The sequence below is a fragment of the Streptomyces sp. NPDC018031 genome (assembly GCF_044327625.1).
Lineage (GTDB): Bacteria > Actinomycetota > Actinomycetes > Streptomycetales > Streptomycetaceae > Streptomyces.
Genome location: NZ_JBIRFT010000001.1, coordinates 130886 through 156957, shown reverse-complemented (window position 1 = coordinate 156957; position 26072 = coordinate 130886). Strand labels below are relative to the sequence as shown.

Below are 26072 nucleotides of genomic sequence, written 5' to 3'. Positions count from 1 at the left end.
AAGGTGCCGCACACTCCCCCAGACTCCGTCCGGGGGGACCCCCTGGACGCCGATGCGGTGCGCACCTGGTGCTCGCTGGCGCTGGACGCGCTCGGCCGGGCCCGCGAGGACATCGACGCCATCAACGTCTACCCGGTCGCCGACGGGGACACCGGCACCAACCTCTACCTGACCGCGGAGTCCGCCGCGCACGCCGTCGACGCCGTCTTCAACGGCCACACCGCCTCCGGCGCCGCCTCCCGCCCCACCCTCGGGGACGCGGTACGGGCCATGGCGCACGGTGCGCTCATCGGCGCCCGCGGCAACTCCGGCACCATCCTCGCCCAGCTGCTGCGCGGCATGGCCGACGTACTCGCGACCGGAACCGCCCCGGAGCCCGCGACCGGAAGGGCCGGCGGCGACGCCCTCCGGCGCGGTCTGCGCAACGCCGCCCGGTCCGCCTACACGGCGGTCGCCCACCCGGTGGAGGGCACCGTGCTCACCGTCGCCGCCGCCGCGGCCGACGCCGCGGAACGCGGCGACGGCGACCCGGCGGCCGTGGCCCGCGCGGCCTGGGAAGGCGCGCGCACCGCCCTGGCGGCCACCCCGGGGCAGCTCGACACCCTCCGCCGCGCCGGTGTGGTCGACGCCGGCGGCTACGGGCTGGTGGCGATACTCGGAGCCCTGGCGCAGGCCCTCTCCGGGGAGGCGCCGCCCCGGCCGCCCGCCCCCGGGCACGGCCGGGTCGGCCCCGCCTGCGACCCCGTCGGCCCCGTCTGCGGCCCGGTCGGCCCCGGGGAGGACGCCGCACGGCGGCCGGACGAGGCCGCGGCCGCCGCGCCCGGCACCGGCCCCGCGTTCGAGGTGATCTATCTGCTGGAGGCCGGCGAGGAGGCCGTCGACCGGCTCCGCGCCCGGCTCGACGCCCTCGGCGACAGCCTGGTGGTGGTCGGCGGCGACGGCCTGTGGAACGTCCACGTCCACGTGGACGACGCGGGCGCCGCCGTGGAGGCCGGCGTCCAGGCCGGGCGCCCCTACCGGATCCGGATCACCCACTTCGGCACCGCGGCGGACCCCGCCCACGGCGCCGCCGGCCGGCCGGCCGAGGGCAACGGCGTCCCCGGCGAGCGGGCCGCCCGCGCCGTCGTCGCCGTGGTGCCCGGCGACGGCCTGGCCGCGCTGTGCGCCGAGGCCGGTGCCACCGTGGTCACCACCCGCCCCGGCGAGCCGCCCGCCAGCGGGGAACTCGTCCAGGCGGTGCGCCGGGCGCACGCCCGCGAGGTGGTCCTGCTGCCCAACGACGCGGCGCTGCGGCACACCGCCGCGGCCGCCGCCGAGCAGGCACGCGCCGAAGGGGTACGGGTGGCCCTGGTCCCGACCCGGTCCGCGGTGCAGGGCATCGCGGCCCTCGCCGTCCACGAACCCGGCCGCCGGTTCGACGAGGACGTGGTCGCCATGACCGCCGCCGCGGGCGCCACCCGCCACGCCGAACTGGCCGTCGCCGAGCACGAGTCGTGGACGACGGCCGGGGTCTGCCAGGCCGGGGACGTGCTCGGCCTGATCGACGGCGACGTCGCGGTGATCCGGCCCGGCATCACCGCCGCGGCCCGGGCGGTACTGGACCGGATGCTCGCGGCCGGCGGGGAGATGGTCACCCTGGTCCTCGGGGCGGACGTGCCCGGCACCGTGGCCGAGGAGCTGGAGGACCACGTGCGGCGGACGTACCTCGCCGTCGACACCGTGGTCTACCGCGGCGGCCAGCACGGCGTACCGATGATCATCGGAGTGGAGTAGCGGGCGGGCGCGCGGCGCCCGCCACCGGGTGTCCGTCGCCCGATGTCACACGGGTGGTGTGCAATGGACAGCGTGCCCGCCCTCGACGAACCCCTGAAGAAGATCCTCGGCGGCAACACCGCGAAGGTGATGGCCGAGCACCTCGACCTGCACACGGTCGGCGACCTGCTGCACCACTACCCGCGCCGGTACGCCGAGCGGGGCGAGCTGACCCGGCTGGCCGACCTGCCGCTCGACGAGCACGTCACCGTCGTCGCCCAGGTCGCCGACGCCCGCGTGCTGAAGTTCAACAGCGGCAAGGGGCAGCGTCTGGAGGTCACTCTCACCGACGGCAGCGGCCGGCTCCAGCTGGTGTTCTTCGGCCGGTCGATCTACGCCCACCAGAAGGAGCTGCTGCCCGGCCGGCGCGGCATGTTCGCCGGCAAGGTCGGCGTCTTCCGCAACGTCCGCCAGCTCGCCCACCCCGCCTACGAGATGCTCGGCAAGGACGACGGGGCGGACGCCGTCGAGGCCTTCGCCCACCACCAGCGCCCGCTCTACCCGGCCTGCGCCCAACTGCAGTCCTGGAAGATCGAGAAGGCGGTGGGCACCGTGCTGGACAGCATGGCCGCCACCGGCTGGGAGGGCCTGGTGGACCCGCTGCCCACCGCCCTGCGGGAGGGCCGCGGCCTGGCCCCGCTCCCGGACGCCCTGCTCAGGGTCCACCGGCCGCGGACCAAGGCGGACATCGCCATCGCCCGGGAGCGGCTCAAGTGGGACGAGGCGTTCGTGCTCCAGGTCGCCCTGGCCCGCCGCCGGCACGCCGACGCACAGCTGCCCGCGGTGCCCCGGGTGCCCCGCGCCGGCGGCCTGCTGGACGCCTTCGACGCCAGGCTCCCCTTCGAACTCACCGAGGGCCAGCGCAAGGTCGGCAAGGAGATCTTCGACGACCTCGCCGCCGACCACCCGATGCACCGGCTCCTGCAGGGCGAGGTCGGCTCCGGCAAGACGATGGTGGCCCTGCGGGCGATGCTCGCCGTGGTGGACGCCGGCGGACAGGCCGCGATGCTGGCGCCCACCGAGGTGCTCGCCCAGCAGCACCACCGCTCCATCGTGGAGATGCTGGGGGACCTCGCCGAGGGCGGGCTGCTCGGCGGGGCCGAGCAGGGCACCAAGGTGGTGCTGCTCACCGGCTCGATGGGCACCGCCGCACGCCGCCAGGCCCTGCTCGACCTGGTCACCGGCGAGGCCGGCATCGTCATCGGCACCCACGCCCTGATCGAGGACAAGGTGCAGTTCCACGACCTGGGGCTGGTGGTGGTGGACGAGCAGCACCGCTTCGGCGTCGAGCAGCGCGACGCCCTGCGCAACAAGGGCAAGCAGCCCCCGCACCTGCTGGTGATGACCGCGACCCCGATCCCGCGGACGGTGGCCATGACCGTCTTCGGCGACCTGGAGACCTCGGTGCTCGACCAGCTCCCGGCCGGCCGCTCCCCGATCGCCAGCCATGTGGTGCCCGCCCAGGACAAGCCGCACTTCCTCGCCCGCGCCTGGGACCGGGTGCGGGAGGAGACCGAGGCCGGACACCAGGCGTACGTCGTGTGCCCCCGCATCGGCGACGAGGAGGACGACCGGCCCGCGAAGCGCAGCGCCGAGGACATCGCCGAGAAGCGGCCGCCGCTGGCCGTGGTCGAAGTCGCCGGGCAGCTCACCGCCGGACCGCTGCGCGGCCTGCGGGTGGACATCCTGCACGGGCGGCTGGCCCCGGAGGCGAAGGACGAGGTGATGCGGCGCTTCGCGGCCGGCGAGGTGGACGTGCTGGTCGCCACCACCGTCATCGAGGTGGGCGTCAACGTCCCCAACGCCACCGCCATGGTGATCATGGACGCGGACCGGTTCGGCGTCTCCCAGCTGCACCAGCTCCGCGGCCGGGTCGGGCGCGGGTCCGCCCCCGGACTGTGCCTGCTGGTCACCGACATGCCCCAGGCCGCCCCGGCGCGGGCCCGGTTGGACGCGGTGGCCGCCACCCTGGACGGCTTCGAACTGTCCCGGATCGACCTGGAGCAGCGGCGCGAGGGCGACGTCCTCGGCCAGGCCCAGTCCGGGGTCCGCTCCTCGCTGCGGATGCTCACCGTGATCGAGGACGAGGAGGTGATCGCGGCGGCCCGCGAGGAGGCGGTGGCCACCGTCCTCGCCGACCCGGAGCTGGCCGAGCTGCCCGAGCTGCGCACCGCGCTGGACGCGCTGCTGGACGCCGAGCGCGAGCGCTACCTCGACAAGGGCTGACCGCGGTGTCCGGCGGGCCGGGCGGCCGTGCCCCGGGCACCGCGCCGCCGGCCCGGCGGCCGACGCCATATCGTGGGGGACGGACGGTCCCCAGCGGGCCCGCCCGTTCGCCCGCCCCTCCCGTGTAAGGACGCCCCGCCCATGACCCGCGTGATCGCCGGAGCCGCCGGCGGCCGCCGCCTGGCCGTGCCGCCGGGCACCGGCACCCGCCCGACCTCCGACCGGGCGCGGGAGGGCCTCTTCTCCACCTGGCAGTCCCTGCTCGGCTCGCTGGACGGCACCCGGGTCCTGGACCTGTACGGCGGCTCCGGCGCGGTCGGCCTGGAGGCGCTCTCCCGGGGCGCCGCCCATGTGCTGCTGGTGGAGTCCGACGCCCGCGCCGCCCGGGTCATCGGCCGGAACATCACCACCCTCGGGCTGCCCGGCGCCGAACTGCGGACGGCCAGGGCCGAGCAGATCATCGCCCATCCGGCCCCCGGGGCCCCCTATGACCTGGTCTTCCTGGACCCGCCGTACGTCGTGGGCGACGACGATCTCCGGGAGATCCTGCTCACACTCGGCCGTAACGGCTGGCTCGCGCCCGACGCGGTGGTCACCGTGGAGCGGAGCACCAGGGGCGGCGAGTTCCGGTGGCCGGCCGGATTCGACGGGCTGCGGGCCCGTCGTTACGGCGAGGGCACCCTTTGGTACGGTCGCGCCGCCTCGACGTGCGAGAACGCGTCATGACCGGACCGGAGAGCGAGGAAACACTGTTGCGCCGCGCAGTCTGTCCGGGGTCCTTCGACCCCGTGACCAATGGACACCTCGACATCATCGCCCGAGCCTCCAGGCTCTATGACGTGGTCCACGTCGCCGTGATGATCAACAAGTCGAAGCAGGGCCTGTTCACCGTGGAGGAGCGCATCGACCTGCTCCGCGAGGTGACCGCCGAGTACGGCAACGTCCAGGTGGAGTCCTTCCACGGTCTGCTCGTCGACTTCTGCAAGCAGCGCGACATCCCCGCCATCGTCAAGGGGCTGCGCGCCGTCAGCGACTTCGACTACGAACTCCAGATGGCCCAGATGAACAACGGGCTCTCCGGGGTGGAGACGCTCTTCGTCCCCACCAACCCGACCTACAGCTTCCTCTCCTCCAGCCTGGTCAAGGAGGTGGCGGCCTGGGGCGGCGACGTCGCCCATCTGGTACCGCCGCAGGTGCTCACGGCACTGGACGAACGACTGGCCCAGCGCGGCCGGGCTGACTGACCGTCAGCGGGTGTCGGGCGGGGCGCCACTGGCCGTACAGTCGTCCCGTTCGTTCCCATCCGTCAAAGAGAGTGGCGAGCACCCAGGTGGACGTATCGAAGAAGCTCGACGAGATCGTCGGCACCGTCGGCAGCGCCCGGTCCATGCCCATGTCGGCCTCCTGCGTGGTCAACCGCGCCGAGCTGCTCGCCCTGCTCGAAGAGGTGCGCGCCGCGCTCCCGGGCTCCCTCGCCCAGGCGCAGGAGGTGCTCGGCGACCGTGAGCAGGTGGTCCAGGAGGCCCGCCGCGAGGCCGACCGGATCATCGAGTCCGCCCACGCCGAGCGCGGCGCGCTGATCGCCGGTACCGAGATCGCCCGGCAGTCCCAGGAGGAGGCCGACCGGATCCTCGCCGACGCCCGCCGCGAGGCCGAGGAGATCCGGGCCGAGGCCGACGACTACGTGGACAGCAAGCTCGCCAACTTCGAGGTCGTCCTCACCAAGACCATCGGCTCGGTGGGCCGGGGCCGCGAGAAGCTGCTGGGCCTGGCCCCCGCTGCCGCCCCCGGCGAGGACGGCGCGGCCGGCGAGGGCCCGGAGCGCAGTGCCGACCCGGCGACCCTGCGGCGGCGCGCCGACGAGTACGTGGACGCCAAGCTGGGCGCCGTCTCGGCGGTGCTGGCCAAGACCCTGGAGGCGGTCGGCCGGGGCCGCCAGACGCTGCTGGGCGCGCGTCCGGTCGACGAGCTCGGCGCGCACATGGCCGCCCAGGACGCCCAGCAGGCCGGGTTCGGGCACGGGGCGAGCGACGCGGACTTCCTCGCCGACCTGGCCCGGACGCAGCGTCCCGCCGAGCCCGCCGCGGTGGCCGGGCCCGGCGCCGGCGCGCTGCCGGGCGACTCCCCGGCGGTCCCCGCGGCCCCGCCCGCCCCCGCCGCCCCGCCGCACGTCCCGGCCCAACCCCACGTCCCGGCGCAGTCCCACGTCCCGGCACAGCCGGACTACTACGCGGCCACCGCCGAGTACCCGGGGCAGGACGCCTACGGCTACCCCCAGCAGTACCAGCAGCCGCAGCCCGCCGACCCCTACGCCGCCGCCCAGGGCGGGTACGCCCAGCCGGACGCCTACGGCGGCTGGCAGCAGCACGGCTACGGGACCCAGGGCGACCAGCAGGCGTATCAGGGCTACCCGGCGGACGGCTACCCCGCCGCCGTGGACCCGCACGCCCAGGCGGCCGGGCACGGACAGCTGCCGCCGCACCCCGCGGCGCCGCCGCAGCAGGGTGCCCAGCCGGGCTCCGGGGCGCTGGACGAGACCAGCTTCTTCGACACCAGCATGATCAACCTGGACCAGCTGCGGGAGTACGAGCAGGGGCGCTGACCGCCCCCGCGGGCGCGGCCCGGCCCCGGCGGGGCCGCGGGCGGGGTCCGCCGGAGCCGTCGGCGAGCGGTGCGGATTGGGTGTACGGCGGCCCGTCCAGTATCCTGGCTGTTCGGTCGCGCTACGTCCGCGATCCAGGCTGCCCGCGGCGCATCGGCGACGGGCGGCACGCCCGCAGCGTAGAAAGCAGGAAGCCCTGAACGCCCGCCTCGACCACCGTGCCCCGCTCGTGTTCGACACACGCGAGCTGGGCCGTCGTCCCGGCGCGCTCAAGCGGCTGTCCCGTTCGATCGCGGCACCCGTGAACCTCGGTATCGAGGTCATCGGCGTGCCTGCGGACGCGACCGTGGAGCTCGACCTCCGCCTGGAGTCGGTCATGGAAGGGGTGCTCGTCACAGGCACCGCCCGTGCGCCGCTGACAGGGGAGTGCGTAAGGTGTCTGGAGCCACTGGAGCGCGAGCTCGAAGTGGACTTCCAGGAGATGTACTCCTACCCCGACGCCGATGCCTGGGGCCGCGAGGCGGACTCGGACGACGACGTCGAGGAGGAGGACAGGCTCTTCCTCGAGGAAGACTTGCTCGACCTCGAACCCGTGCTGCGTGACGCGGTGGTGCTGGCACTGCCGCTGCAGCCGGTGTGCCGGGAGGACTGCCCCGGCCTGTGCTCCGAGTGCGGGGCGCGGCTGGCGGACGAACCGGACCACCACCACGACGCCGTCGACATGCGTTGGGCGGCACTGCAGGGACTCGCCGGCACCATCAGGGACGGCGAGAAGGACGATATGGGCGGCGCCGAAGCGGGCGTCGACGAGAAGCAGGAGAAGTAGCCGTGGCTGTTCCGAAGCGGAAGATGTCGCGCAGCAACACGCGCCACCGCCGGTCGCAGTGGAAGGCTGCGGTCCCCACCCTGGTGGCGTGCGAGCGCTGCCACGAGCCGAAGCTGCAGCACATCGCGTGCCCGAGCTGCGGCACCTACAACAAGCGTCAGGTCCTCGCGGTCTGATCGGCGGGTGACAGGCTCCATGTCAGACGGCAACTCGTCGAAGAAGACGCCGACGGACACAGCCTCGTCCCACACGCTCCTGGAAGGGCGGCTCGGGTATCAGCTTGAGTCCGCCCTTCTGGTGCGTGCGCTGACCCATCGCTCCTTCGCGTACGAGAACGGCGGTCTGCCCACCAACGAGCGGCTCGAATTCCTCGGGGATTCGGTGCTGGGCCTGGTGGTCACCGACACGCTGTACCGCATCCACCCCGATCTGCCCGAGGGCCAGCTGGCCAAGCTGCGGGCCGCGGTGGTCAACTCGCGTGCGCTGGCGGAGGTGGGCCGCGGCCTCGACCTCGGTGCCTTCATCCGGCTCGGCCGGGGTGAAGAGGGCACCGGTGGCCGGGACAAGGCGTCCATCCTGGCCGACACCCTCGAGGCGGTGATCGGCGCGGTCTATCTCGACAAGGGCCTCGACGCCGCCGCCGAGCTGGTGCACCGGCTGTTCGACCCGCTCATCGAGAAGTCCTCCAACCTCGGTGCCGGCCTGGACTGGAAGACCAGTCTCCAGGAGCTGACCGCCACCGAAGGGCTCGGTGTCCCCGAGTACCTGGTCTCCGAGACGGGTCCGGACCACGAGAAGACCTTCACGGCTGCTGCCCGCGTCGGTGGTGTCGCGTACGGCACCGGCACCGGCCGCAGCAAGAAGGAAGCCGAGCAGCAGGCGGCGGAGGCCGCCTGGCGGGCGATCCGCGCGGCGGCCGACGCCGCGCAGGCCGCCGCCGCCGGTGCCGCCACGGACGGCGACGCGGGGGACGGCGCGAAGCCGTCCGGCGCCGCCGGCGCGGCGGAGGGCGCCGCACGCTGAACGGATGCCGCGCGGCACCGGCCGCACCGGCCGGTGCCGCGCGGCGCTCCGCGTACCGGGCCCGTGGGGCGCGCGCCCCCGCCCGGCGCTCCGGCCTGCCCGCGGGCCGGGCCGCACCGATACCGCCCGCATCAGCCTGTCCGGCGAGCGCCCGGGCCACCGGCTCGGAAGCCGGCCGCCCGGCAGCTGCCGGCGAGTCCCGGAGGGGTCCCGTGCCCGAGCTGCCCGAGGTCGAGGTCGTCCGTCGTGGTCTGCACCGCTGGGTCAGCGGCCGGACGGTCGCCTCGGTCCAGGTGCTCCACCCCCGTGCCATCCGCCGCCACCCGGCGGGTGCCGCCGACTTCGCGGCCCGGCTCACCGGCCGGCGCATCGGCGAGGCCCGGCGCCGCGGCAAGTACCTGTGGCTCCCGGTCGAGGGGGCCGACCTGTCGGTACTGGCCCATCTGGGCATGAGCGGCCAGCTGCTGGTCCAGCCGCACGAGGTGCCGGACGAGAAGCACCTGCGGATCCGCGTCCGGTTCGCGGACTCGGCGGGTCCGGCGGCGCTCGGCGAGGCGGCCGGCACCGAACTCCGCTTCGTCGACCAGCGCACCTTCGGCGGACTGTCCCTGCACGGCACGGCCCCCGGCGCGGCCGACGGTCTGCCGGACGTCATCGCGCACATCGCCCGGGACCCGCTCGACCCGGCCTTCGACGACGCCGCCTTCCACGAGGCGCTGCGCCGCCGCCGCACCACCGTCAAGCGCGCCCTGCTCGACCAGTCGCTGATCAGCGGGGTCGGCAACATCTATGCCGACGAGGCGCTGTGGCGCGCGCGCCTGCACTACGAGCGGCCGACGGCCGGCCTCACCCGGCCCCGCACCGCCGAACTCCTCGGACACATCCGGGACGTCATGAACGACGCGCTGGCGGCCGGCGGCACCAGTTTCGACAGCCTGTACGTCAACGTGAACGGCGAATCCGGGTACTTCTCCCGCTCGCTGGACGCCTACGGGCGTGAGGACGAGCCCTGCCGGCGCTGCGGCGCACCGATCCGCCGCCGTCCGTGGATGAACCGCTCCAGCTACTTCTGCCCGCGCTGCCAGCGCCCGCCGCGCGCCCGCTGAGCCCCGCCGGGCCCCCGGACGGGCGCCCGGCGCCCCGGTGGCCGGGGCATGGGCGGGACGCCCGCCGCCCGGGTGCGGAAGCGGCGGACGAGACGTCCGCCCGGCGTCCGAGCCGTCCGCCCGGGAGCGCCTGACGGTCCGTGCGTTCGCCTGCCCGCGCGCGGTGTTCGCGCCGGGCTCCCGCCGCCCTGCCGGTACCGGCGCCGGCCCGCTCGGCCCCGCTTGGCCCGCTCGGCCCGTCCGGACGGGGCACGGCCGTATGGAGGGGCAGGGCGCCGGAGGGGCAGGGCGGAAGGGGGCAGGGCGTCGGAGGGGGAGGGCGGAAGGGGACACGCCCCGCCGTGCCCTCGCCGAAGTCCCGCGCCGGCGCCGCCGGTTGCGGCCGGCGGCCGACGGGCGGTCGGCGGTGTGCGGGCGGCCCGGGCCGCGTGCCGGCTGAGCGGGGCGGGCGCCTTTCGCGCGGCGGTGTCGGCGGGTTCGGCTGAGGCGGCGGGATCGGTGGCCGGCCGCGGCGGGCCGTGGCGGTGCGGGTGGGCTCCGGTCGGGTGCCGAGGGCCGAGGGCCGAGGGTCGGGTGCCGGGCTCCCGGCCGCCCGCCGGTACCCCGTGGACGGCTCGGCCACGGGCGGCTGCGGGGGCGGCGGGCGGTCCTCCGCGTCGCAGACGGGCCTTCCTGCGGCCGTACGGGCTCGCGGCGGGGGAGCGGGAGTCGGTCGGGTGCCGTCCGGGAGTTCCGTCCGGGTCCGGGTCCGGCGCCGGAGCACGGGGCCGGGGCCGGAGCACGGTGCCGGAGCGTCGACGGCGGCCCGTCGGTGGCACTCCCCGGGGCCCGGCGGCAACCGGCGTCACCCGTCCGAGTGAGTCAGCTGGGCCGGGGCCGTACGCCGGGCCCGGGGCGGCACTCCCCGGTCGGCCCCGATGTGCCCGCCGGCCGGACGGCCGGTTAGCGTGCCGGTATGAACGACGATGTCCGTCTCACCGCCTGGGTCCGCGGCCGGGTGCAGGGCGTGGGCTTCCGCTGGTACACGCGGGCCAACGCGCTCGCCATCGGAGACCTGGTCGGCTTCGCCTCGAACCTCTCCGACGGCCGGGTGCAGGTCGTCGCGGAGGGCCCGCGGACCGGCTGCGAGCGCCTGCTCGACTGGCTCCGGAGCGGCGACACGCCCGGGCACGTCGACGGAGTCACTGAGATCTGGGACACCCCGCGCGGGGGTTACGACACCTTCGAGACCCGCTGACCGGAGCGCCGGCGACCGCCCGCGCACGGGCCCGGCGGAGGTCGTGCGGGCATGTGCGCCAGGCAGAAACGGGCTGGTGGTTGCCAATCGCGCCGTGCCGTGGAAGGCTGCGTGCCAAGGATGATCTCTCCACCCCTCCGGGGCCTCAGGTGGGGCGCCGGCGCCGAGACGGCGCGGCCTGCCCCCGGCTCGACGGACGATGCGGGGTGTGATCGTGTTGACCGTCAAACCATTTGGTGAGACGCTGGAAGCCCCGCGCACCTCAATTGTTCGCCATTGGGCACGGCAAGGAATGGCAGACACCGCGGGTGCGAATCCCTCACGACCCACACCGCATTCGGTCGGTCACTCAGTGTGGAGGACCATCCATCATGGCAAAGGCGCTTCTCGGATACGTCGGCGGCTCCGACCCCCGAGTCCTCGCCGAAATGCGACGGCTTCAGCAGCGTGTCCAGGACCTCGAATCCGAGCTCATCCGGATCCAGGCCGAGAACGACGCTCTGTCCGCCGCCGCGCACCGGAGCGACTCACTGCTCGACACCATCGACGTACCCCAGGCGGAGCCTGCGCTCGCCTGACCCAAGCCTTCCGGGCCGGTCGGGTTGCATCGTCAGCCGCTTGAGAATCTGCAAGGGACGCCCCGGCGTCCCTTCGTCGTTTCCGCCCTCTGCTCCCGGGTGCCTGGCGCTCCCCCCACGTTCGTCCGGACGCCGCTTTCACGGCACCCCGGCGTTCCTTACCGACTGATGTGCCCCTCGCCTTCCGGCACGAAACCGAAAAGATGACGGAATCAAAGGCGTCGGAGCCAGGGAGTAGAGTCCGACGGCGTGCATCTCAAGAGCCTGACCCTCAGAGGCTTCAAGTCCTTCGCCTCCGCCACGACGCTCCGCTTCGAACCGGGCATCACCTGCGTCGTCGGTCCCAACGGGTCGGGCAAGTCCAATGTCGTGGACGCGCTCTCCTGGGTGATGGGCGAGCAGGGGGCGAAGTCCCTGCGCGGCGGCAAGATGGAGGACGTCATCTTCGCCGGGACCACCGGCCGGCCCCCGCTGGGCCGGGCCGAGGTCTCACTGACCATCGACAACTCCGACGGCGCGCTGCCCATCGAGTACGCCGAAGTCACCATCACGCGGATCATGTTCCGCAACGGCGGCAGTGAGTACCAGATCAACGGGGACACCTGCCGCCTGCTGGACATCCAGGAGCTCCTCTCCGACTCCGGCATCGGCCGCGAGATGCACGTCATCGTCGGCCAGGGCCAGCTCGACTCCGTACTCCACGCCGACCCGATGGGCCGCCGCGCCTTCATCGAGGAGGCGGCCGGCGTCCTCAAGCACCGCAAGCGCAAGGAGAAGGCGCTGCGGAAGCTGGACGCGATGCAGGCGAACCTGGCCCGCGTCCAGGACCTCACCGACGAGCTGCGCCGCCAGCTCAAACCGCTCGGCCGGCAGGCCGCGGTGGCCCGCCGCGCGGCGGTGATCCAGGCGGATCTCCGCGACGCCCGGCTGCGGTTGCTCGCCGACGACCTGGTGACCCTGCGGGAGGCGCTGCGCGCGGAGATCGCCGACGAGGCGGCCCTCAAACGGCGCAAGGAGGCGGCGGAGGCGCAACTGCGCGAGGCCCGGCAGCGGGAAGCCGCGCTGGAGGAGCAGGTGCGGATGCTCACGCCCAGGCTCCAGCACGCCCAGCAGACCTGGTACGAACTCTCCCAGCTGGCCGAACGGGTGCGCGGCACCATCAGCCTGGCCGACGCCCGGGTGCACAGCGCCACCTCCGCACCCGTGGAGGAGCGGCGCGGCCGCGACCCGGAGGACATGGAGCGCGAGGCGGCCCGGATCCGGGAGCAGGAGGCGGAGCTGGAGGCCGCCCTGGAGGCGGCGAGCCGGGCGCTGGAGGACACCGTCGAGCACCGGGCCGAACTCGAACGGCGGCTGGCCCAGGAGGAGCGGAGACTCAAGGACGCGGCCCGTGCCATCGCCGACCGGCGGGAGGGCATCGCCCGGCTCAGCGGCCAGGCCACCGCCGCCCGGGGGAGGGCCGCGTCCGCCCAGGCCGAGATCGACCGGCTGGTGCTGGCCCGCGACGAGGCGCGGCAGCGCGCGGCCGACGCCCAGGAGGAGTACGAGCGGCAGCAGGCCGAGGTCGACGGGCTCGACGCCGGCGATCTGGAACTGGCCGACCGCCATGAGTCGGCCAAGCGGGCGCTGGCCGAGGCCGATGCGGCACTCGGGGCGGCGCGGGAGGCCGCCACCACCGCCGAACGCGAGCGCGCCGCGACCGCCGCCCGGCACGACGCGCTGGCCCTGGGCCTGCGCCGCAAGGACGGCACCGGAGCGCTGCTCGCCGCCGCCGACCGGCTGACCGGCCTGCTCGGCCCGGCGGCGGAGCTGCTGACGGTGGCCCCCGGGCACGAGGTGCCGGTCGCCGCCGCCCTCGGGGCCGCGGCCGACGCGGTCGCCGTCACCGGCCCCGCCGCGGCCGCCGACGCGCTGCGGCTGCTGCGGCAGCAGGACGCCGGGCGGGCCGCGCTGCTGCTGGGTGCCGCGGCCGGTTCCCCGGACACGCCGCCGGGGGAACCGGCCGCCCCGGCCGTCCCCGGCGCCGGCCCGCCGCGCGCCGCGGACCTGGTGAGCGGGCCGCCCGGCCTGGCCGCCGCGGCCCGCCGGCTGCTCCGCGACGTCGTGGTGGTGGAGACCCTGGAGGACGCCGAGAAAGTGGTCGCCGAGCACCCGGAGTTGACGGCGGTCACCGCGGAGGGCGACCTGCTCGGCGGCCACTTCGCGCACGGCGGCTCGGCCGGTGCGCCCAGCCTGCTGGAGGTGCAGGCGTCGGTCGACGAGGCCGCGGCGGACCTCGCGGAGCTGGCCGTCCGGTGCGAGGAACTGGCGGCCGGCCGGCGGGCGGCCGCCGACCGGCGTGCCGAGTGCGCGGCGGCGGTGGAGGAGATGGCCGCTCGCCGCAGCGCCGCCGACCGGGAGAAGTCGCAGGTCGCGCAGGCCCTGGGGCGGCTGGCCGGGCAGGCCCGGGCGGCCGCCGGTGAGGCCGGGCGGACCGCCGCGGCCGTCGCGCGTGCCGAGGAGGCGCTGCTGGCCGCCCGGGCGGAGGCCGAGGAGCTCGCCGAGCGGCTGGCGGTGGCCCAGGACCAGGCCGCCGGCGACGGGGGCATGGAGGAGCCGGACACCTCCGCCCGGGACCGGCTCGCCGCCGACGGCGCCAACGCCCGCCAGACGGAGATGGAGGCCCGCCTCCAGCTGCGTACCCACGAGGAGCGGGTCAAGGGGCTCGCGGGGCGCGCCGACTCCCTGGACCGGGCGGCCCGGGCGGAGCGCGAGGCGCGGGCCCGCGCCGAGCAGCGGCGCGCCCGGCTGCGGCACGAGGCGCAGGTGGCGGCGGCGGTGGCGGCCGGTGCCCGGCAGCTGCTGGCCCATGTGGAGGTGTCCCTGGTACGGGCGCAGACCGAGCGGGACACCGCGGAGCGGGCCAGGACCGAGCGCGAGCAGGAGCTGATCGCCGAGCGGAACCACGGCCGTGAGCTGGCGGGTGAGCTGGACAAGCTGACCGACTCGGTGCACCGGGGGGAGGTGCTGGGTGCGGAGAAGCGGCTGCGGATCGAGCAGCTGGAGACCAGGGCGCTGGAGGAGCTGGGCATCGAACCGGCCGGGCTGCTCGCCGAGTACGGGCCGGACCAGCCGGTGCCCCCGTCACCGCCGGTGGAGGGCGAGACGCTGCCCGAGGATCCGGAGCATCGGCGGAACCGGCCGGTGCCGTTCGTCCGGGCCGAGCAGGAGAAGCGGCTGAAGGCGGCCGAGCGCGCGTACCAGCAGCTGGGCAAGGTCAACCCGCTGGCGCTGGAGGAGTTCGCGGCGCTGGAGGAGCGGCACAAGTTCCTCACCGAGCAGCTGGAGGACCTGAAGAAGACCCGCGCCGACCTGCTCCAGGTGGTCAAGGAGGTCGACCAGCGGGTCGAGCAGGTCTTCACCGAGGCGTACCACGACACCGCGCGGGAGTTCGAGGGGGTCTTCTCGCGGCTGTTCCCGGGCGGCGAGGGGCGGCTGATCCTCACCGATCCGGGGAACATGCTCGCCACCGGCGTGGATGTGGAGGCCCGTCCGCCGGGGAAGAAGGTCAAGCGGCTGTCGCTGCTCTCCGGTGGCGAGCGCTCGCTGACCGCGGTGGCCCTGCTGGTGTCGATCTTCAAGGCCCGGCCCAGTCCGTTCTACGTGATGGACGAGGTGGAGGCGGCCCTGGACGACACCAACCTGCAGCGGCTGATCCGGATCATGGAGGAGCTGCAGGAGAGTTCGCAGCTGATCGTGATCACCCACCAGAAGCGGACCATGGAGGTCGCCGACGCGCTGTACGGCGTCTCCATGCAGGGGGACGGGGTCTCCAAGGTCATCAGCCAGCGGCTGCGGTGACCGGGCGGCCGGCCGGCCGCCCCCCGGGCGTCGCTCGGTCGGCTCCGGACAGTAGATCTTCACTTCTTGTAATCGACCCTCGCCTCCAGGCGGGGGTACTTCTTCGTCACAGGGTATTGACTTCGAAACTTGAAGGCATAGTCTCTGCAACGTTGCTTTTACCTTCAAGTGGTGCCGGGGCGATCAGCCATGCGTGGACCGGCGGTTCACCGGGCAGCCGATCAGCAGTCGGCGCACCACCCGAAGGACCGGCCTCGACGCCCGGCAGCGCTGCCGGGCCACAGGAGTACACGTTGACGACCTCCGCGACGGCGCAGGAGCCCGCGGGCCAGAAGGCCCCGACGGACCACCTCGGCCATGTCATCTTCATCACCGCCGCCGCAGCGATGGGCGGTTTCCTCTTCGGATACGACAGCTCGGTGATCAACGGTGCGGTCGAGGCCGTCCGCGACCGCTACGACATCGGCTCCGCGGCCCTCGCCCAGGTCGTGGCCATCGCCCTGATCGGCTCCGCGATCGGCGCCGCCACCGCCGGCCGGCTCGCCGACCGCATCGGCCGGATCCAGGTGATGCGGATCGCCGCGGTGCTGTTCACCGTCAGCGCCGTCGGCTCCGCGGTGCCGTTCGCCCTGTGGGACCTGGCCATGTGGCGGGTGCTCGGAGGCATCGGCATCGGCATGGCCTCGGTCATCGGCCCGGCCTACATCGCCGAGGTCGCGCCACCCGCCTACCGCGGTCGGCTCGCCTCCTTCCAGCAGGCCGCGATCGTCATCGGCATCGCCATCTCCCAGCTGGTCAACTGGGGCATCCTCAACCTCGCCGACGGGGACCAGCGCGGTGAGATCGCCGGCCTGGAGGCCTGGCAGTGGATGCTCGGCGTCATGGTCGTCCCGGCCGTCCTGTACGGGCTGCTCTCCTTCGCCATCCCCGAGTCGCCCCGCTTCCTGATCTCCGCGGGCAAGGTCGACCGGGCCCGCGCGGTGCTCGCCGACGTGGAGGGCCCGGGGACCGACCTGGACGCCCGGGTCGCCGAGATCGAGCAGGCGATGCGCAGCGAGCACAAGTCGACCTTCAAGGACCTGCTGGGCGGCCGCTTCGGCCTGCTGCCGATCGTCTGGATCGGTATCGGCCTCTCGGTCTTCCAGCAGCTCGTCGGCATCAACGTGGCGTTCTACTACTCCTCCACGCTGTGGCAGTCGGTGGGCGTGGACCCGAGCAGCTCCTTCTTCTACTCGTTCACCACCTCGATCGTGAACATCCTCGGCACCGTGATCGCGATGATCTTCGTGGACCGGATCGGCCGCAAGCCGCTCGCCCTCATCGGCTCGGTCGGCATGGCCGCGTCGCTGGCCCTGGTCGCCTGGGCCTTCTCGGCCAGGACCGGCTCGGGCGACAACGTGGTGCTGCCGGACACCGAGGGCACCGTGGCCCTGGTCGCGGCCCACTTCTTCGTCCTCTTCTTCGCCCTCTCCTGGGGTGTGGTGGTCTGGGTCCTGCTCGGCGAGATGTTCCCCAACCGGATCCGCGCCGCCGCCCTGGGCGTCGCGGCGTCGGCCCAGTGGGTGGCCAACTGGGCGATCACCGCGAGCTTCCCCAGCCTCTCCGAGTGGAACCTGTCGGCGACCTACATCATGTACACGGTCTTCGCCGCGCTCTCCGTCCCGTTCATCCTCAAGTGGGTGCCGGAGACCAAGGGCAAGGCGTTGGAGGAGATGGGCTGACCCCCCCGCCGGCCGTCTCCTCAAGCGGTCGCTGCCCCGGTTCGCGTCGCGAGCCGGGGCAGCACCCTTTCCGCGAACAGCCGCAGCGACCGCTGCCCCTCCGCCACCGGCATCCCGCCGCACAGCGGGTGCAGCACCAGGCCGGTGCGCTGCCCCTCGGCGTTGACGAACGCCACGCACTGCTCCGGTGTCAGCACGCGGAAGACCCCCTCGCGGCGCAACGCCGCGGTGTCGGCGGCCGCCGACCGGGCCCCGGCCGGCCGCCCCGGGGCGCAGGAGCGCGCCTCGTGCAGCAGATGCCGGCCGTACTCGGCCCACACCCGGTCCGGGTCGTCGGCCACGTGCAGCAGCACGGTGCGCGGCGCGGGCATCAGGCACCAGCCCTCGGTGCCGTACTCCGCCCGGCGGGCGTGGTAGTAGGTCTCCAGCGCCGGCAGGTGCGCGCTGGGCAGGAACGGCAGTCCCAGCCGGGCCGCCCGGCGGGCCGCGGCGCGCGAGCTGCCGCCCACCAGCAGCGGCGGATGCGGCCGGCTGTACGGGCGCGGGGTGATCCGCACGGTGCGCCCGTGGTAGGCGAAGGGTCTGCCCGACCAGGCCGCCAGCAGCGTCTCCAGCGCCTCGTCCTGCAACGCTCCGCGCCGCGACCAGTCCTTGCCGTGCGAGGCGTACTCCTGCGGCCGTTGTCCGATCCCGGCGACGGTCACCAGCCGTCCGCCGCCGGTGAGATCGAGTACCGCGATGTCCTCGGCCAGCCGCAGCGGGTCGTAGAGCGCGGTGATCAGGGCGCAGACCGTGACGGTCACCGTCCGGGTGGCGCCGAGCACCGCTCCCGCGAAGGTCAGCGGGGAGGGCAGCCAGCCGCCCGCCACCCCGTGGTGCTCCTCGGTCTGGACCGCGGTGATGCCGCGCTGGTCCGCGTAGGCCGCCATCTCCAGGGCCGCGCCGTAGCGCCGGGCGAGTGACTGGCGATCCGCGTGCGGGTCGACGAGATTGAACCGAAGGACCGTGACAGGCATGACGACGCCCCCTCCACCGTGAGGTGAGTCCGGTGGAGGGGACGGTAGTTGACGTACTGTCAGCTGGCCAGAGTGCGCGGCGCCATCTCGGCCGGGGCCGGCCGGGCACCGGTCCGCGCCCGGCCCCGGCCTGGCCGGTACCCGGCGGTCAGCCGACCCGGGCCGGTTCCCGCGCGGCGGTCGCGTCGCGGTCCGCGGCGGCGCTCTCCCGGGCCGCCGGGAGCGCCGCGAAGACCACCGCGGCGATCACGATCGTCGCCGCCCAGCCCAGGCCGTTCCGCCCGATCCAGGTGTCGGCGAGCGGCCCGGAGAACCAGTCGGTCCGGGTGAAGCACAGGCCGGTGCCCAGCGCCGTGAGCCAGGCGGTCATCGCCTGCCAGCAGAAGCCGCCGCGGTACCAGTAGCGGCTGCCACGGCCGGTGTCGGTCAGCGCCTCGGCGTCGTACCGCTCGGCCCGCCCGCGCCGGCGTGCCATGTCCACCATGAACACCCCGATCCAGGCGGAGAAGGAGACCGCGAGCAGCGTCAGGAAGGTGATGAAGGAGGCCTGGAAGCTCTTGGCCACCAGCATCAGGACCAGGCCGCCGACCAGGCTGATGATCGCGTTGACGCTCACCGCCATCGCGCGCGGCAGCTTCACGCCCATCGTCTGCGCGGTGAACCCGGCCGAGTACATCGACAGGCTGTTGATCAGCAGCATCCCCACCAGCGCCGTGACCAGGTACGGCACCGCCAGCCAGCCCGGCAGCACCTCGCCCAGGAAGGACACCGGGTCCGGGGTGGAGGCCAGGTCGGGGTTGACCGCCGCCATCACGGCGCCCATCAGGACCATCGGCACGACCACGATGGCGGCGCCGGAGACCGTGGTGCCCACGATCGCGCGGCCGCTGGTGCGGCGCGGCAGGTAGCGGGTGAAGTCGGGGCCGGAGGGCACCCAGCTCAGGCCGCCGGCCGCGATCGTCCCGATGCCCGCGATCAGCATCGAGGTGCTGCCGGAGGGGCGGGAGAAGACCTGGTCCCAGTCGACCTTGGCGATCAGGTAGCCCAGGACCAGGACGGTGAACGCGCCGAACAGATAGGTCGACCACTTGTTGCAGACCGCCAGGACCTTCCGGCCCATTCCGCTGACCAGGAAGGTGCAGGCGACGAAGGCGAAGAGGGTGACCACGATCAGCGGGGTGCTGCTCTCCACGCCGAACAGCAGCTTCAGCACGGTCAGCATCGCGTACGCGCCGGTGACCGCGTTGATCGTCTCCCAGCCGAACCGGGCGACCCACAGGATCATGCCGGGGAAGTAGTTGCCGCGTATGCCGAAGGTGGCGCGGGAGAGCATCAGCCCGGGCGCGCCGCCCCACTTGCCGGCGAGCGACACCAGGCCGACCATGCCGTAGGAGACGGCGGCGGCGCACAGGCCGACCACCAGCACCTGCCACAGGCTCAGCCCGTTGAACACCACCAGTCCGGCGCCCATGGTGAGCAGCAGCACACTGATGTTGGCGGCGACCCAGGTCGGGAACAGCTCACGTGCTCTTCCGTGCCGCTCGTGGTCCGGTACCGGTTCGATGCCTCGGGTCTCGAGAGCGCCGTCGCCGTCGGCGGGGGCCGTGGCGGTGGTGGCGGGGGAGTGATCCATGAGGGTGGGGCTCCGTGCGGGGTGGGGCAGGGGAGGTGAGCGCGTGGCCGGGAAGGCCGACCAGGCGACCGCGAGGACTCTACGCGCGTCGCATAGCCGCACACCATCGTACTTAGCTCCAACTTTGGCCCATTAGAGGCTTTGGTCCTCACCGCCAAAAGCCCGCATCCCGGGCGGCGGCACAATTCCCGGGACGTGGCTGATACTGAGAGGGTTATGGAATTCGTCATCCTTGCTGTAGCCATCGCTGTGGTCGCGCTCGCCGCGATCAGCGGGCTCGTCGTCAGCAGCCGCAAGAAGAAGCAACTGCCGCCGACCCCGCCGAGCAGTCCGTCCGTCACCGCGCCGCCCGCCGAGCCGCACGTCGGCGAGGAGGCCGAAACCCCGCGCGAGGAACCGCGCCGGACCATCGAAGAGGTGGACCTCCCGGCGACCCAGGCGCCGCCCGCCCCGGCCCCCGCGCCCGCCGAGCCCGAGGCGCCGGCGATCGAGATCCCCGAGCCGACGGCCGGCCGGCTGATCCGGCTGCGCGCCCGGCTCGCCCGCTCCCAGAACACGCTCGGCAAGGGCCTGCTCACGCTCCTGTCCCGCGAACACCTCGACGAGGACACCTGGGAGGAGATCGAGGACACCCTGCTCACCGCCGACGTCGGCGTGGCCCCCACCCAGGAGCTGGTGGAGCGGCTGCGCGAGCGCGTCAAGGTCCTCGGCACCCGCACCCCGGAGGAGCTGCGCGGCCTGCTCCGCGAGGAACTGCTGCTGCTCATCGGCACCGAGGCCGACCGCACCGTGCACACCGAGAGCGGTGTGGGCCCGGACGGCGAGGAGAAGCCGGGCGTCGTCATGGTCGTCGGAGTCAACGGCACCGGCAAGACCACCACCACCGGCAAGCTGGCGCGCGTCCTGGTCGCGGACGGCAAGTCCGTGGTGCTGGGCGCCGCCGACACCTTCCGCGCCGCCGCCGCCGACCAGCTGCAGACCTGGGGCGAGCGGGTCGGTGCCCGCACCGTCCGCGGCCCCGAGGGCGGCGACCCCGCCTCCATCGCCTTCGACGCGGTCAAGGAGGGCATCGCGGAGAGCGCCGACGTGGTGCTCATCGACACCGCCGGCCGGCTGCACACCAAGACCGGTCTGATGGACGAGCTGGGCAAGGTCAAGCGGGTCGTGGAGAAGCACGGCACGGTGGACGAGGTGCTGCTGGTACTGGACGCCACCACCGGCCAGAACGGTCTGGTGCAGGCGCGGGTCTTCGCCGAGGTGGTGGACATCACCGGCATCGTGCTCACCAAGCTGGACGGCACCGCCAAGGGCGGCATCGTGATCGCGGTCCAGCGCGACCTGGGCGTACCAGTGAAGCTGGTGGGCCTGGGCGAGGGCGCGGACGACCTGGCGCCGTTCGAGCCCGAGGCGTTCGTCGACGCGCTGATCGAAGGCTGACCGCGGCGGCCGCCGGTCCACCGGCGGCCGCCGACCCGCGGCCGGTTCGTCCGGACCGCGGACCGAGGGCACGACAACGCTCGGCCGGAGAACCCCGGCCGAGCGTTGTCGTGTCCGCACCCCGGCACCGGCGGAACCGCCGGATCTCACGGCGCGCGGCGCCAGCATCGCCCCCCGCCGGGTCCGGTCCGCTCGGTGGCCGAGCGGCGGTGCGCCCGGCCGGTCAGGGACGGCCGGCGGGGGAGCGGGGGCTACGCCGCGGCGGAGCGCTGGCAGACGTAGGCGAGGGTGCCCAGCAGCAGCCGGGCCTCCGGCGGGCACGCCGCGGTGTCCAGCGCCGGCGGGCGCAGCCAGCGCACCGGCCCGAAGCCGCCCAGATCGGAGGGCGGCGCCGTCACGTGGTCCCCCGGGCCCAGGCAGCGCAGATCGAGGTCGGCGCCGTCCCAGCCCATGCGGTACAGCAGTCCGGGCAGCTCGCCCGCGGCGCCGGGGGCGACGAAGAACTGGGCGCGGCCGTGCGGCGTGACCGTCACCGGGCCCACCGGCAGGCCCATCCGCTCCAGCCGGACCAGCGCGCAGCGGCCGACCCGCTCGGCCACCTCCAGGACGTCGAAGGCGGTACCCACCGGCAGCAGTACCGCCGCGCCCGGCACCTCGGCCCAGGCCGCCACCGCGTCGTCCCAGGCGGTCCCGGCGGGCACCGCGGCGGCGAAGGCCAGCGGGTGCGCACCCGGCGCCGGGCACCGGACGTCGCCGCAGGAGCACTCGCCGCGGCCGGCCCCCGGCCGGCGCACCGCCCGCGCCCCGGGTACCACGTCCCACCCCCACAGGCCGGTGTACTCCGCCACGGTGATGGCGTCGGATGCCCGGCCGCGGCGTCGCGGGCCGGACGGCTTGTCGAGGATGCCGCGGATGCCGCCGATCGTGAAGCCCATGCCCCCTCCAACGGGTCGCCTTCGTCGATGGTTACGACCCGGAGTTCCCCGGACACGCTGAGTCGCCACCTGATGGCGGAGGTGTGACGCGGCACGCGGGGTGGTGTGTCGCGGCGTGCGCGCCCCCGGCCGTCCCCGGTCCACGCAGGGGTGGGTTCCGGCCGCGCACCCGTTTCCTGATCGCCCTCCGTCAAGTGAATCGTGTGAACCGTGACAGCAGTTCATTCGAAGGGGTGGCGAATGGTGGCGTTTCCTCGAAGCGCGTCGCCCCGACAGTGATCAGGGGGTTACTTTCGGTGCACAAGCAGGGGATGCCGTCCGTGGCGGACGGGCCTGCCGCAGGCGGTGCGGAGCTTCGGCGGACACGTCCACCGGGTGGCTCGAAACCGGTCCGCCGGGCGACAACTGGCCACCGTGGAAGGCATTCTGATGGCCAATCAAGAAACATTCGTGGAATGGGGGCGTTCCCGTGAGCGGCGGCAACGGCGGAAGCGCTGACAAGCGCCCCAACGCTTCGTTGGGGTCGTGGTTCGTGCGCAGCGGCTGGTCCAAGGGCGAGCTCGCACGCCAGGTGAACCGCAGGGCACGGCAGTTGGGCGCCCATCACGTCAGCACCGACACCTCCCGGGTGCGCCGCTGGCTCGACGGCGAGCAGCCGCGCGAGCCCATCCCGCGCATCCTCTCCGAGCTGTTCTCCGAACGCTTCGGGTGCGTGGTCGGCATCGAGGACCTCGGGCTGCGCCCGGCCCACCAGTCGCCGTCCGACTCCGGGGTGGACCTGCCCTGGGCCGGACCGCAGACCGTGTCGCTGCTCAGCGAGTTCTCCCGCAGCGACCTGATGCTGGCCCGCCGCGGCTTCCTCGGCTCCTCGCTGGCCCTGGCCGCGGGCCCGTCCCTGGTCGAACCCATGCAGCGCTGGCTGGCCCCCACCCCCCCGGGCGCGGTCCCGGCGCGGACCGAGACCGAACGCTCCCGCCGCCCGGCCCGGCTCTCCCGGCCGGAGCTGGAGCTGCTGGAGGCGACCGCCGTGATGTTCCGGCAGTGGGACGCCCAGTGCGGCGGCGGCCTGCGCCGCAAGGCGGTCGTCGGCCAACTCCACGAGGTGACCGACCTGCTCCAGGAGAGCCACCACCCGGACATCGCCAAGCGGCTGTTCACCGTCGCCGCCGAGCTGGCCGAGCTGGCCGGCTGGATGAGTTACGACATCGGCATGCAGCCCACCGCCCAGAAGTACTTCGTGCTGGCCCTGCACGCCGCCAAGGAGGCCGGCAACCGGCCGCTGGGCTCGTACATCCTCTCCAACATGAGCCGCCAGATGATCCATCTCGGCCGGCCCGACGACGCCCTGGAACTCATCCACCTCGCGCAGTACGGCAGCCGGGAGAGCGCCACCGCCCGCACCCAGGCGATGCTGTATGCGATGGAGGCCCGGGCCTACGCCAACATCGGCCAGCCCAGCAAGTGCCACCGCGCGGTGCGGATGGCCGAGGACGCGTTCGGCGAGTGCGCCCAGGGCGACGAGGACCCGGACTGGATCGGCTTCTTCTCCGAGGCCGAGCTGAACGCGGAGAACGCCCACTCCTTCCGCGACCTCGCCTACGTCGCGGGCCGCAGCCCCACCTACGCGAACCTCGCCACCCCGTTCATGCAGCGGGCCGTCGACCTGTTCGGCGCCGAGGCGAAGCAGGAGAACGGCCACCACCGGTCGTATGCGCTCAACCTGATCGGCATGGCCACCGTCCACCTGCTCCAGCGCGAGCCGGAACAGGCCGCCGACCTCGCCGGCCAGGCCCTGCCGCTGGCCAGGCGGATCCGCTCGGAGCGGGTCAACAACCGGCTGCGGAAGACCGTCAGTACCGCCGTCCGCGACCACGGCGACGTGCCCGCCGTCGTCGACCTCGGCGAACGGCTCGCCCAGCAGATGCCCGACTCCGCCGAAGCCCTGGCGGTCTGACCGGCCCCCGGCTGCCGCCCGCCACCTGCCACCACCCCGCGACCCCGGCCGCGGCGAACACCCCGATACGCCCGACTCGGCTCCCTCACGCCAGGTCACCAGGGTGCTCGCCGCGGCCGGTCCCACGCCTCCCCGCGGCCCCACCGCCGCCCGCGGCGGCGAGGGTTGCGGCACGGTAACGGCACGGGGGCGGCCCGCTCCGGCGGTTCATCCGCCCGTAACACCCCGGTGTGCTTCGTCACTGCGGCGAAACACCGAGCGGCATCGACTGAAATCCCCCTGCGTCAATCTCGTGGCGAAAACCGGCCCACCCCCGCTCCCTCCCGCACGGGCCGCAGTTCCCGAGGAGACGTCGACATTGAATGGCGCAGATACCGCATTCGTACTGATCAGTGCCGCGCTCGTGATGCTGATGACACCCGGCCTGGCTTTCTTCTACGGCGGCATGGTGAGGGTCAAGAGCGCCCTCAACATGCTCATGATGTCCTTCATCTCGCTGGGCATCGTCAGCGTGCTGTGGGTGCTCTTCGGCTACTCGCTCACCTTCGGTGACGACATCGGCGGCGGGCTGCTGGGCAACCTCGACCACATCGGACTCAAGGGCATCGAGCCCGAGACGCTGACCGGCGGCAAGGAAGGCATCCCGGTCCTCGCCTTCGCCCTCTTCCAGCTGATGTTCGCCGTCATCACCCCCGCCCTGATGAGCGGCGCCCTCGCGGACCGGGTGAAGTTCAGCGCCTGGGCGCTGTTCATCACCCTGTGGGTCAGCGTCGTCTACTTCCCGGTGGCGCACTGGGTGTGGCAGGCCGACGGCTGGCTGTTCAAGCTGGAGGTCATCGACTTCGCCGGCGGCACCGCGGTCCACATCAACGCCGGTATCGGCGCCCTCGCCGCCGTCCTGGTGGTCGGCAAGCGGATCGGCTTCAAGAAGGACCCGATGCGTCCGCACAGCCTGCCGCTGGTGATGCTCGGCGCCGCGCTGCTGTGGTTCGGCTGGTTCGGCTTCAACGCCGGATCCGCGCTCGCCGCCAACGGCACCGCCGCCAACATGGCCTTCAACACCCAGGTCGCCACCGGCGCCGCGATGCTCGGCTGGCTCGCCTACGAGCGCGTCCGGCACGGCGCGTTCACCACGCTGGGCGCCGCCTCCGGTGCCGTCGCCGGCCTGGTCGCCATCACCCCCTCCGGCGCCGCCGTCAACGCCTTCGGCGCCATCGCCATCGGGCTGGTCGCCGGTGTCGCCTGCTCCTGGGCGGTGAGCTGGAAGTACAAGCTCGGCTACGACGACTCCCTCGACGTCGTCGGCGTGCACCTGGTCGGCGGTGTGATCGGCACCCTGCTGGTCGGCGTGCTGGCCACCGACGGCGTCGGCGGCCTGGAGCAGCTCGGCAAGCAGGCGGTCGGCGCCTTCTCGGTGATGGCCTTCTCCTTCGTCGTCTCCTGGCTCCTCGCCAAGCTGGTCGACGCCACCATCGGCTTCCGGGCCACCGAGGACGACGAGCTCAGCGGCGTGGACCAGGCGTTCCACGCGGAGACCGCGTACGACCTCAGCGCGGTGGGCGGCGCGCCCAGCGGCCGTACGGTGGCACCCGCCCCCAGCAAGGACGAGATCGCCGCGGCCACGCCGCGCACCAGGAAGGTGGACGCATGAAGCTCATCACGGCCGTCGTCAAGCCGCACCGGCTGGACGAGATCAAGGAAGCGCTGCAGGCCTTCGGCGTACAGGGCCTGACCGTCACGGAGGCCAGCGGGTACGGACGGCAGCGCGGCCACACCGAGGTCTACCGGGGCGCCGAGTACACCGTCGACCTGGTGCCCAAGGTCCGGATCGAGGTGCTGGTGGAGGACGACGACGCGCACGACCTCATCGAGGTCGTCGTCAAGGCCGCCCGCACCGGGAAGATCGGCGACGGAAAGGTGTGGAGCGTCCCCGTGGAGACGGCGGTCCGGGTGCGGACCGGCGAACGCGGACCCGACGCGCTGTGACCGCCGGCGGGCTCCGGCACCGGCCGGAACCCGCCGCCGCCCACCCCGCCGCCGGGCCGCCCCGGCCACCGCCCGCGGCCGCCCCGCCTCGGCGGCGGGACACCCGCCGCAGCCCGCCGCCCCCGGCCGCCACCGGCGGA

General features: G+C 73.9%; 20 protein-coding genes. 17 read left to right on the top strand and 3 right to left on the bottom strand.

The window, feature by feature from the left end:
- Nucleotides 1-3 precede the first annotated feature (3 nt).
- The 13 genes from ACH4B3_RS00590 (at nucleotide 4) to ACH4B3_RS00530 (ending at nucleotide 16971) form a co-directional block, all read left to right on the top strand.
- The gene (locus ACH4B3_RS00590) at nucleotides 4-1773 is read left to right on the top strand and encodes a DAK2 domain-containing protein (RefSeq protein WP_398460515.1); all 1770 of its coding nucleotides are present in this window, start codon (nucleotides 4-6) and stop codon (nucleotides 1771-1773) included.
- 63 nt (nucleotides 1774-1836) lie between these two features.
- Nucleotides 1837-4038, top strand: a complete 2202-nt coding sequence (gene recG / locus ACH4B3_RS00585; protein WP_398460514.1) for an ATP-dependent DNA helicase RecG — start codon at nucleotides 1837-1839, stop codon at nucleotides 4036-4038.
- Between the two features lie 141 nt (nucleotides 4039-4179).
- Nucleotides 4180-4764 carry a 16S rRNA (guanine(966)-N(2))-methyltransferase RsmD gene (gene rsmD / locus ACH4B3_RS00580; protein WP_398460513.1) on the top strand — a complete coding sequence of 195 codons (585 nt, stop codon included), beginning with the start codon at nucleotides 4180-4182 and terminating at the stop codon, nucleotides 4762-4764.
- Nucleotides 4761-5282, top strand: coding sequence for a pantetheine-phosphate adenylyltransferase (gene coaD, locus ACH4B3_RS00575; RefSeq protein ID WP_398460512.1), 522 nt, complete (start codon nucleotides 4761-4763; stop codon nucleotides 5280-5282). The genes rsmD and coaD overlap by 4 nt, the downstream gene beginning before the upstream one ends.
- Nucleotides 5283-5368: 86 nt before the next feature.
- Nucleotides 5369-6640 carry a cell division initiation protein gene (locus ACH4B3_RS00570; protein ID WP_398461537.1) on the top strand — a complete coding sequence of 424 codons (1272 nt, stop codon included), beginning with the start codon at nucleotides 5369-5371 and terminating at the stop codon, nucleotides 6638-6640.
- Between the two features lie 229 nt (nucleotides 6641-6869).
- Complete coding sequence (locus ACH4B3_RS00565; protein WP_398460511.1) at nucleotides 6870-7466, top strand: YceD family protein; 597 nt, start codon at nucleotides 6870-6872, stop codon at nucleotides 7464-7466.
- A gap of 2 nt (nucleotides 7467-7468) precedes the next feature.
- The gene (gene rpmF / locus ACH4B3_RS00560; RefSeq protein ID WP_197990530.1) at nucleotides 7469-7642 is read left to right on the top strand and encodes a 50S ribosomal protein L32; all 174 of its coding nucleotides are present in this window, start codon (nucleotides 7469-7471) and stop codon (nucleotides 7640-7642) included.
- A 19-nt stretch (nucleotides 7643-7661) separates the two neighbouring features.
- Nucleotides 7662-8489 carry a ribonuclease III gene (gene rnc / locus ACH4B3_RS00555; protein WP_398460510.1) on the top strand — a complete coding sequence of 276 codons (828 nt, stop codon included), beginning with the start codon at nucleotides 7662-7664 and terminating at the stop codon, nucleotides 8487-8489.
- A gap of 212 nt (nucleotides 8490-8701) precedes the next feature.
- Entirely contained in the window at nucleotides 8702-9595 is an 894-nt protein-coding gene (mutM, locus tag ACH4B3_RS00550) for a bifunctional DNA-formamidopyrimidine glycosylase/DNA-(apurinic or apyrimidinic site) lyase (protein ID WP_398460509.1), read from the top strand.
- A 955-nt stretch (nucleotides 9596-10550) separates the two neighbouring features.
- Complete coding sequence (locus ACH4B3_RS00545; RefSeq protein ID WP_398460508.1) at nucleotides 10551-10832, top strand: acylphosphatase; 282 nt, start codon at nucleotides 10551-10553, stop codon at nucleotides 10830-10832.
- 371 nt (nucleotides 10833-11203) lie between these two features.
- Nucleotides 11204-11410 (top strand): hypothetical protein, encoded by a 207-nt coding sequence (locus ACH4B3_RS00540; RefSeq protein ID WP_398460507.1) that lies wholly within the window; start codon nucleotides 11204-11206, stop codon nucleotides 11408-11410.
- A gap of 249 nt (nucleotides 11411-11659) precedes the next feature.
- Complete coding sequence (gene smc / locus ACH4B3_RS00535; protein WP_398460506.1) at nucleotides 11660-15250, top strand: chromosome segregation protein SMC; 3591 nt, start codon at nucleotides 11660-11662, stop codon at nucleotides 15248-15250.
- 293 nt (nucleotides 15251-15543) lie between these two features.
- Nucleotides 15544-16971: a sugar porter family MFS transporter gene (locus tag ACH4B3_RS00530; RefSeq protein WP_398460505.1), complete on the top strand. Its 1428-nt coding sequence runs from the start codon at nucleotides 15544-15546 to the stop codon at nucleotides 16969-16971.
- Between the two features lie 20 nt (nucleotides 16972-16991).
- Here ACH4B3_RS00530 and ACH4B3_RS00525 read toward each other — a convergent pair whose 3' ends face one another.
- The gene (locus ACH4B3_RS00525; RefSeq protein WP_398460504.1) at nucleotides 16992-17987 is read right to left on the bottom strand and encodes an LLM class flavin-dependent oxidoreductase; all 996 of its coding nucleotides are present in this window, start codon (nucleotides 17985-17987) and stop codon (nucleotides 16992-16994) included.
- 148 nt (nucleotides 17988-18135) lie between these two features.
- A complete protein-coding gene (locus ACH4B3_RS00520; protein ID WP_398460503.1) occupies nucleotides 18136-19620 on the bottom strand; it encodes a purine-cytosine permease family protein in 1485 nt (494 codons plus the stop codon).
- Between the two features lie 216 nt (nucleotides 19621-19836).
- On the opposite strand from ACH4B3_RS00520, the gene ftsY reads away from it, so the two are divergent.
- On the top strand, nucleotides 19837-21057 hold the full coding sequence (ftsY, locus tag ACH4B3_RS00515) for a signal recognition particle-docking protein FtsY (RefSeq protein WP_398460502.1): 1221 nt from the start codon (nucleotides 19837-19839) through the stop codon (nucleotides 21055-21057).
- 251 nt (nucleotides 21058-21308) lie between these two features.
- Here the strand turns inward: ftsY and ACH4B3_RS00510 are convergent, their stop codons facing one another.
- Nucleotides 21309-21992 carry a bifunctional DNA primase/polymerase gene (locus tag ACH4B3_RS00510; protein WP_398460501.1) on the bottom strand — a complete coding sequence of 228 codons (684 nt, stop codon included), beginning with the start codon at nucleotides 21990-21992 and terminating at the stop codon, nucleotides 21309-21311.
- Nucleotides 21993-22461: 469 nt separating this feature from the next.
- On the opposite strand from ACH4B3_RS00510, the gene ACH4B3_RS00505 reads away from it, so the two are divergent.
- The 3 genes from ACH4B3_RS00505 to ACH4B3_RS00495 all read left to right on the top strand — a co-directional run bounded on the left by ACH4B3_RS00505 (nucleotide 22462) and on the right by ACH4B3_RS00495 (nucleotide 25932).
- Nucleotides 22462-23946, top strand: coding sequence for a hypothetical protein (locus tag ACH4B3_RS00505; RefSeq protein WP_398460500.1), 1485 nt, complete (start codon nucleotides 22462-22464; stop codon nucleotides 23944-23946).
- A 358-nt stretch (nucleotides 23947-24304) separates the two neighbouring features.
- Nucleotides 24305-25597 carry an ammonium transporter gene (locus tag ACH4B3_RS00500; protein WP_398460499.1) on the top strand — a complete coding sequence of 431 codons (1293 nt, stop codon included), beginning with the start codon at nucleotides 24305-24307 and terminating at the stop codon, nucleotides 25595-25597.
- Entirely contained in the window at nucleotides 25594-25932 is a 339-nt protein-coding gene (locus ACH4B3_RS00495) for a P-II family nitrogen regulator (RefSeq protein ID WP_398460498.1), read from the top strand. Before ACH4B3_RS00500 ends, ACH4B3_RS00495 begins: the two co-directional genes overlap by 4 nt.
- The last annotated feature ends 140 nt before the right edge of the window (nucleotides 25933-26072 follow it).

Excerpts from the sequence above, each read along its gene's own strand:
- recG (WP_398460514.1), top strand. The coding sequence starts at position 1,837 with ATGGACAGCGTGCCCGCCCTCGACGAACCCCTGAAGAAGATCCTCGGC.
- rsmD (WP_398460513.1), top strand. The coding sequence starts at position 4,180 with ATGACCCGCGTGATCGCCGGAGCCGCCGGCGGCCGCCGCCTGGCCGTG.
- coaD (WP_398460512.1), top strand. The coding sequence starts at position 4,761 with ATGACCGGACCGGAGAGCGAGGAAACACTGTTGCGCCGCGCAGTCTGT.
- rnc (WP_398460510.1), top strand. The coding sequence starts at position 7,662 with ATGTCAGACGGCAACTCGTCGAAGAAGACGCCGACGGACACAGCCTCG.
- ACH4B3_RS00545 (WP_398460508.1), top strand. The coding sequence starts at position 10,551 with ATGAACGACGATGTCCGTCTCACCGCCTGGGTCCGCGGCCGGGTGCAG.
- ACH4B3_RS00540 (WP_398460507.1), top strand. The coding sequence starts at position 11,204 with ATGGCAAAGGCGCTTCTCGGATACGTCGGCGGCTCCGACCCCCGAGTC.
- ACH4B3_RS00525 (WP_398460504.1), bottom strand. The coding sequence starts at position 17,987 with ATGCCTGTCACGGTCCTTCGGTTCAATCTCGTCGACCCGCACGCGGAT.
- ACH4B3_RS00520 (WP_398460503.1), bottom strand. The coding sequence starts at position 19,620 with ATGGATCACTCCCCCGCCACCACCGCCACGGCCCCCGCCGACGGCGAC.
- ftsY (WP_398460502.1), top strand. The coding sequence starts at position 19,837 with ATGGAATTCGTCATCCTTGCTGTAGCCATCGCTGTGGTCGCGCTCGCC.
- ACH4B3_RS00510 (WP_398460501.1), bottom strand. The coding sequence starts at position 21,992 with ATGGGCTTCACGATCGGCGGCATCCGCGGCATCCTCGACAAGCCGTCC.
- ACH4B3_RS00495 (WP_398460498.1), top strand. The coding sequence starts at position 25,594 with ATGAAGCTCATCACGGCCGTCGTCAAGCCGCACCGGCTGGACGAGATC.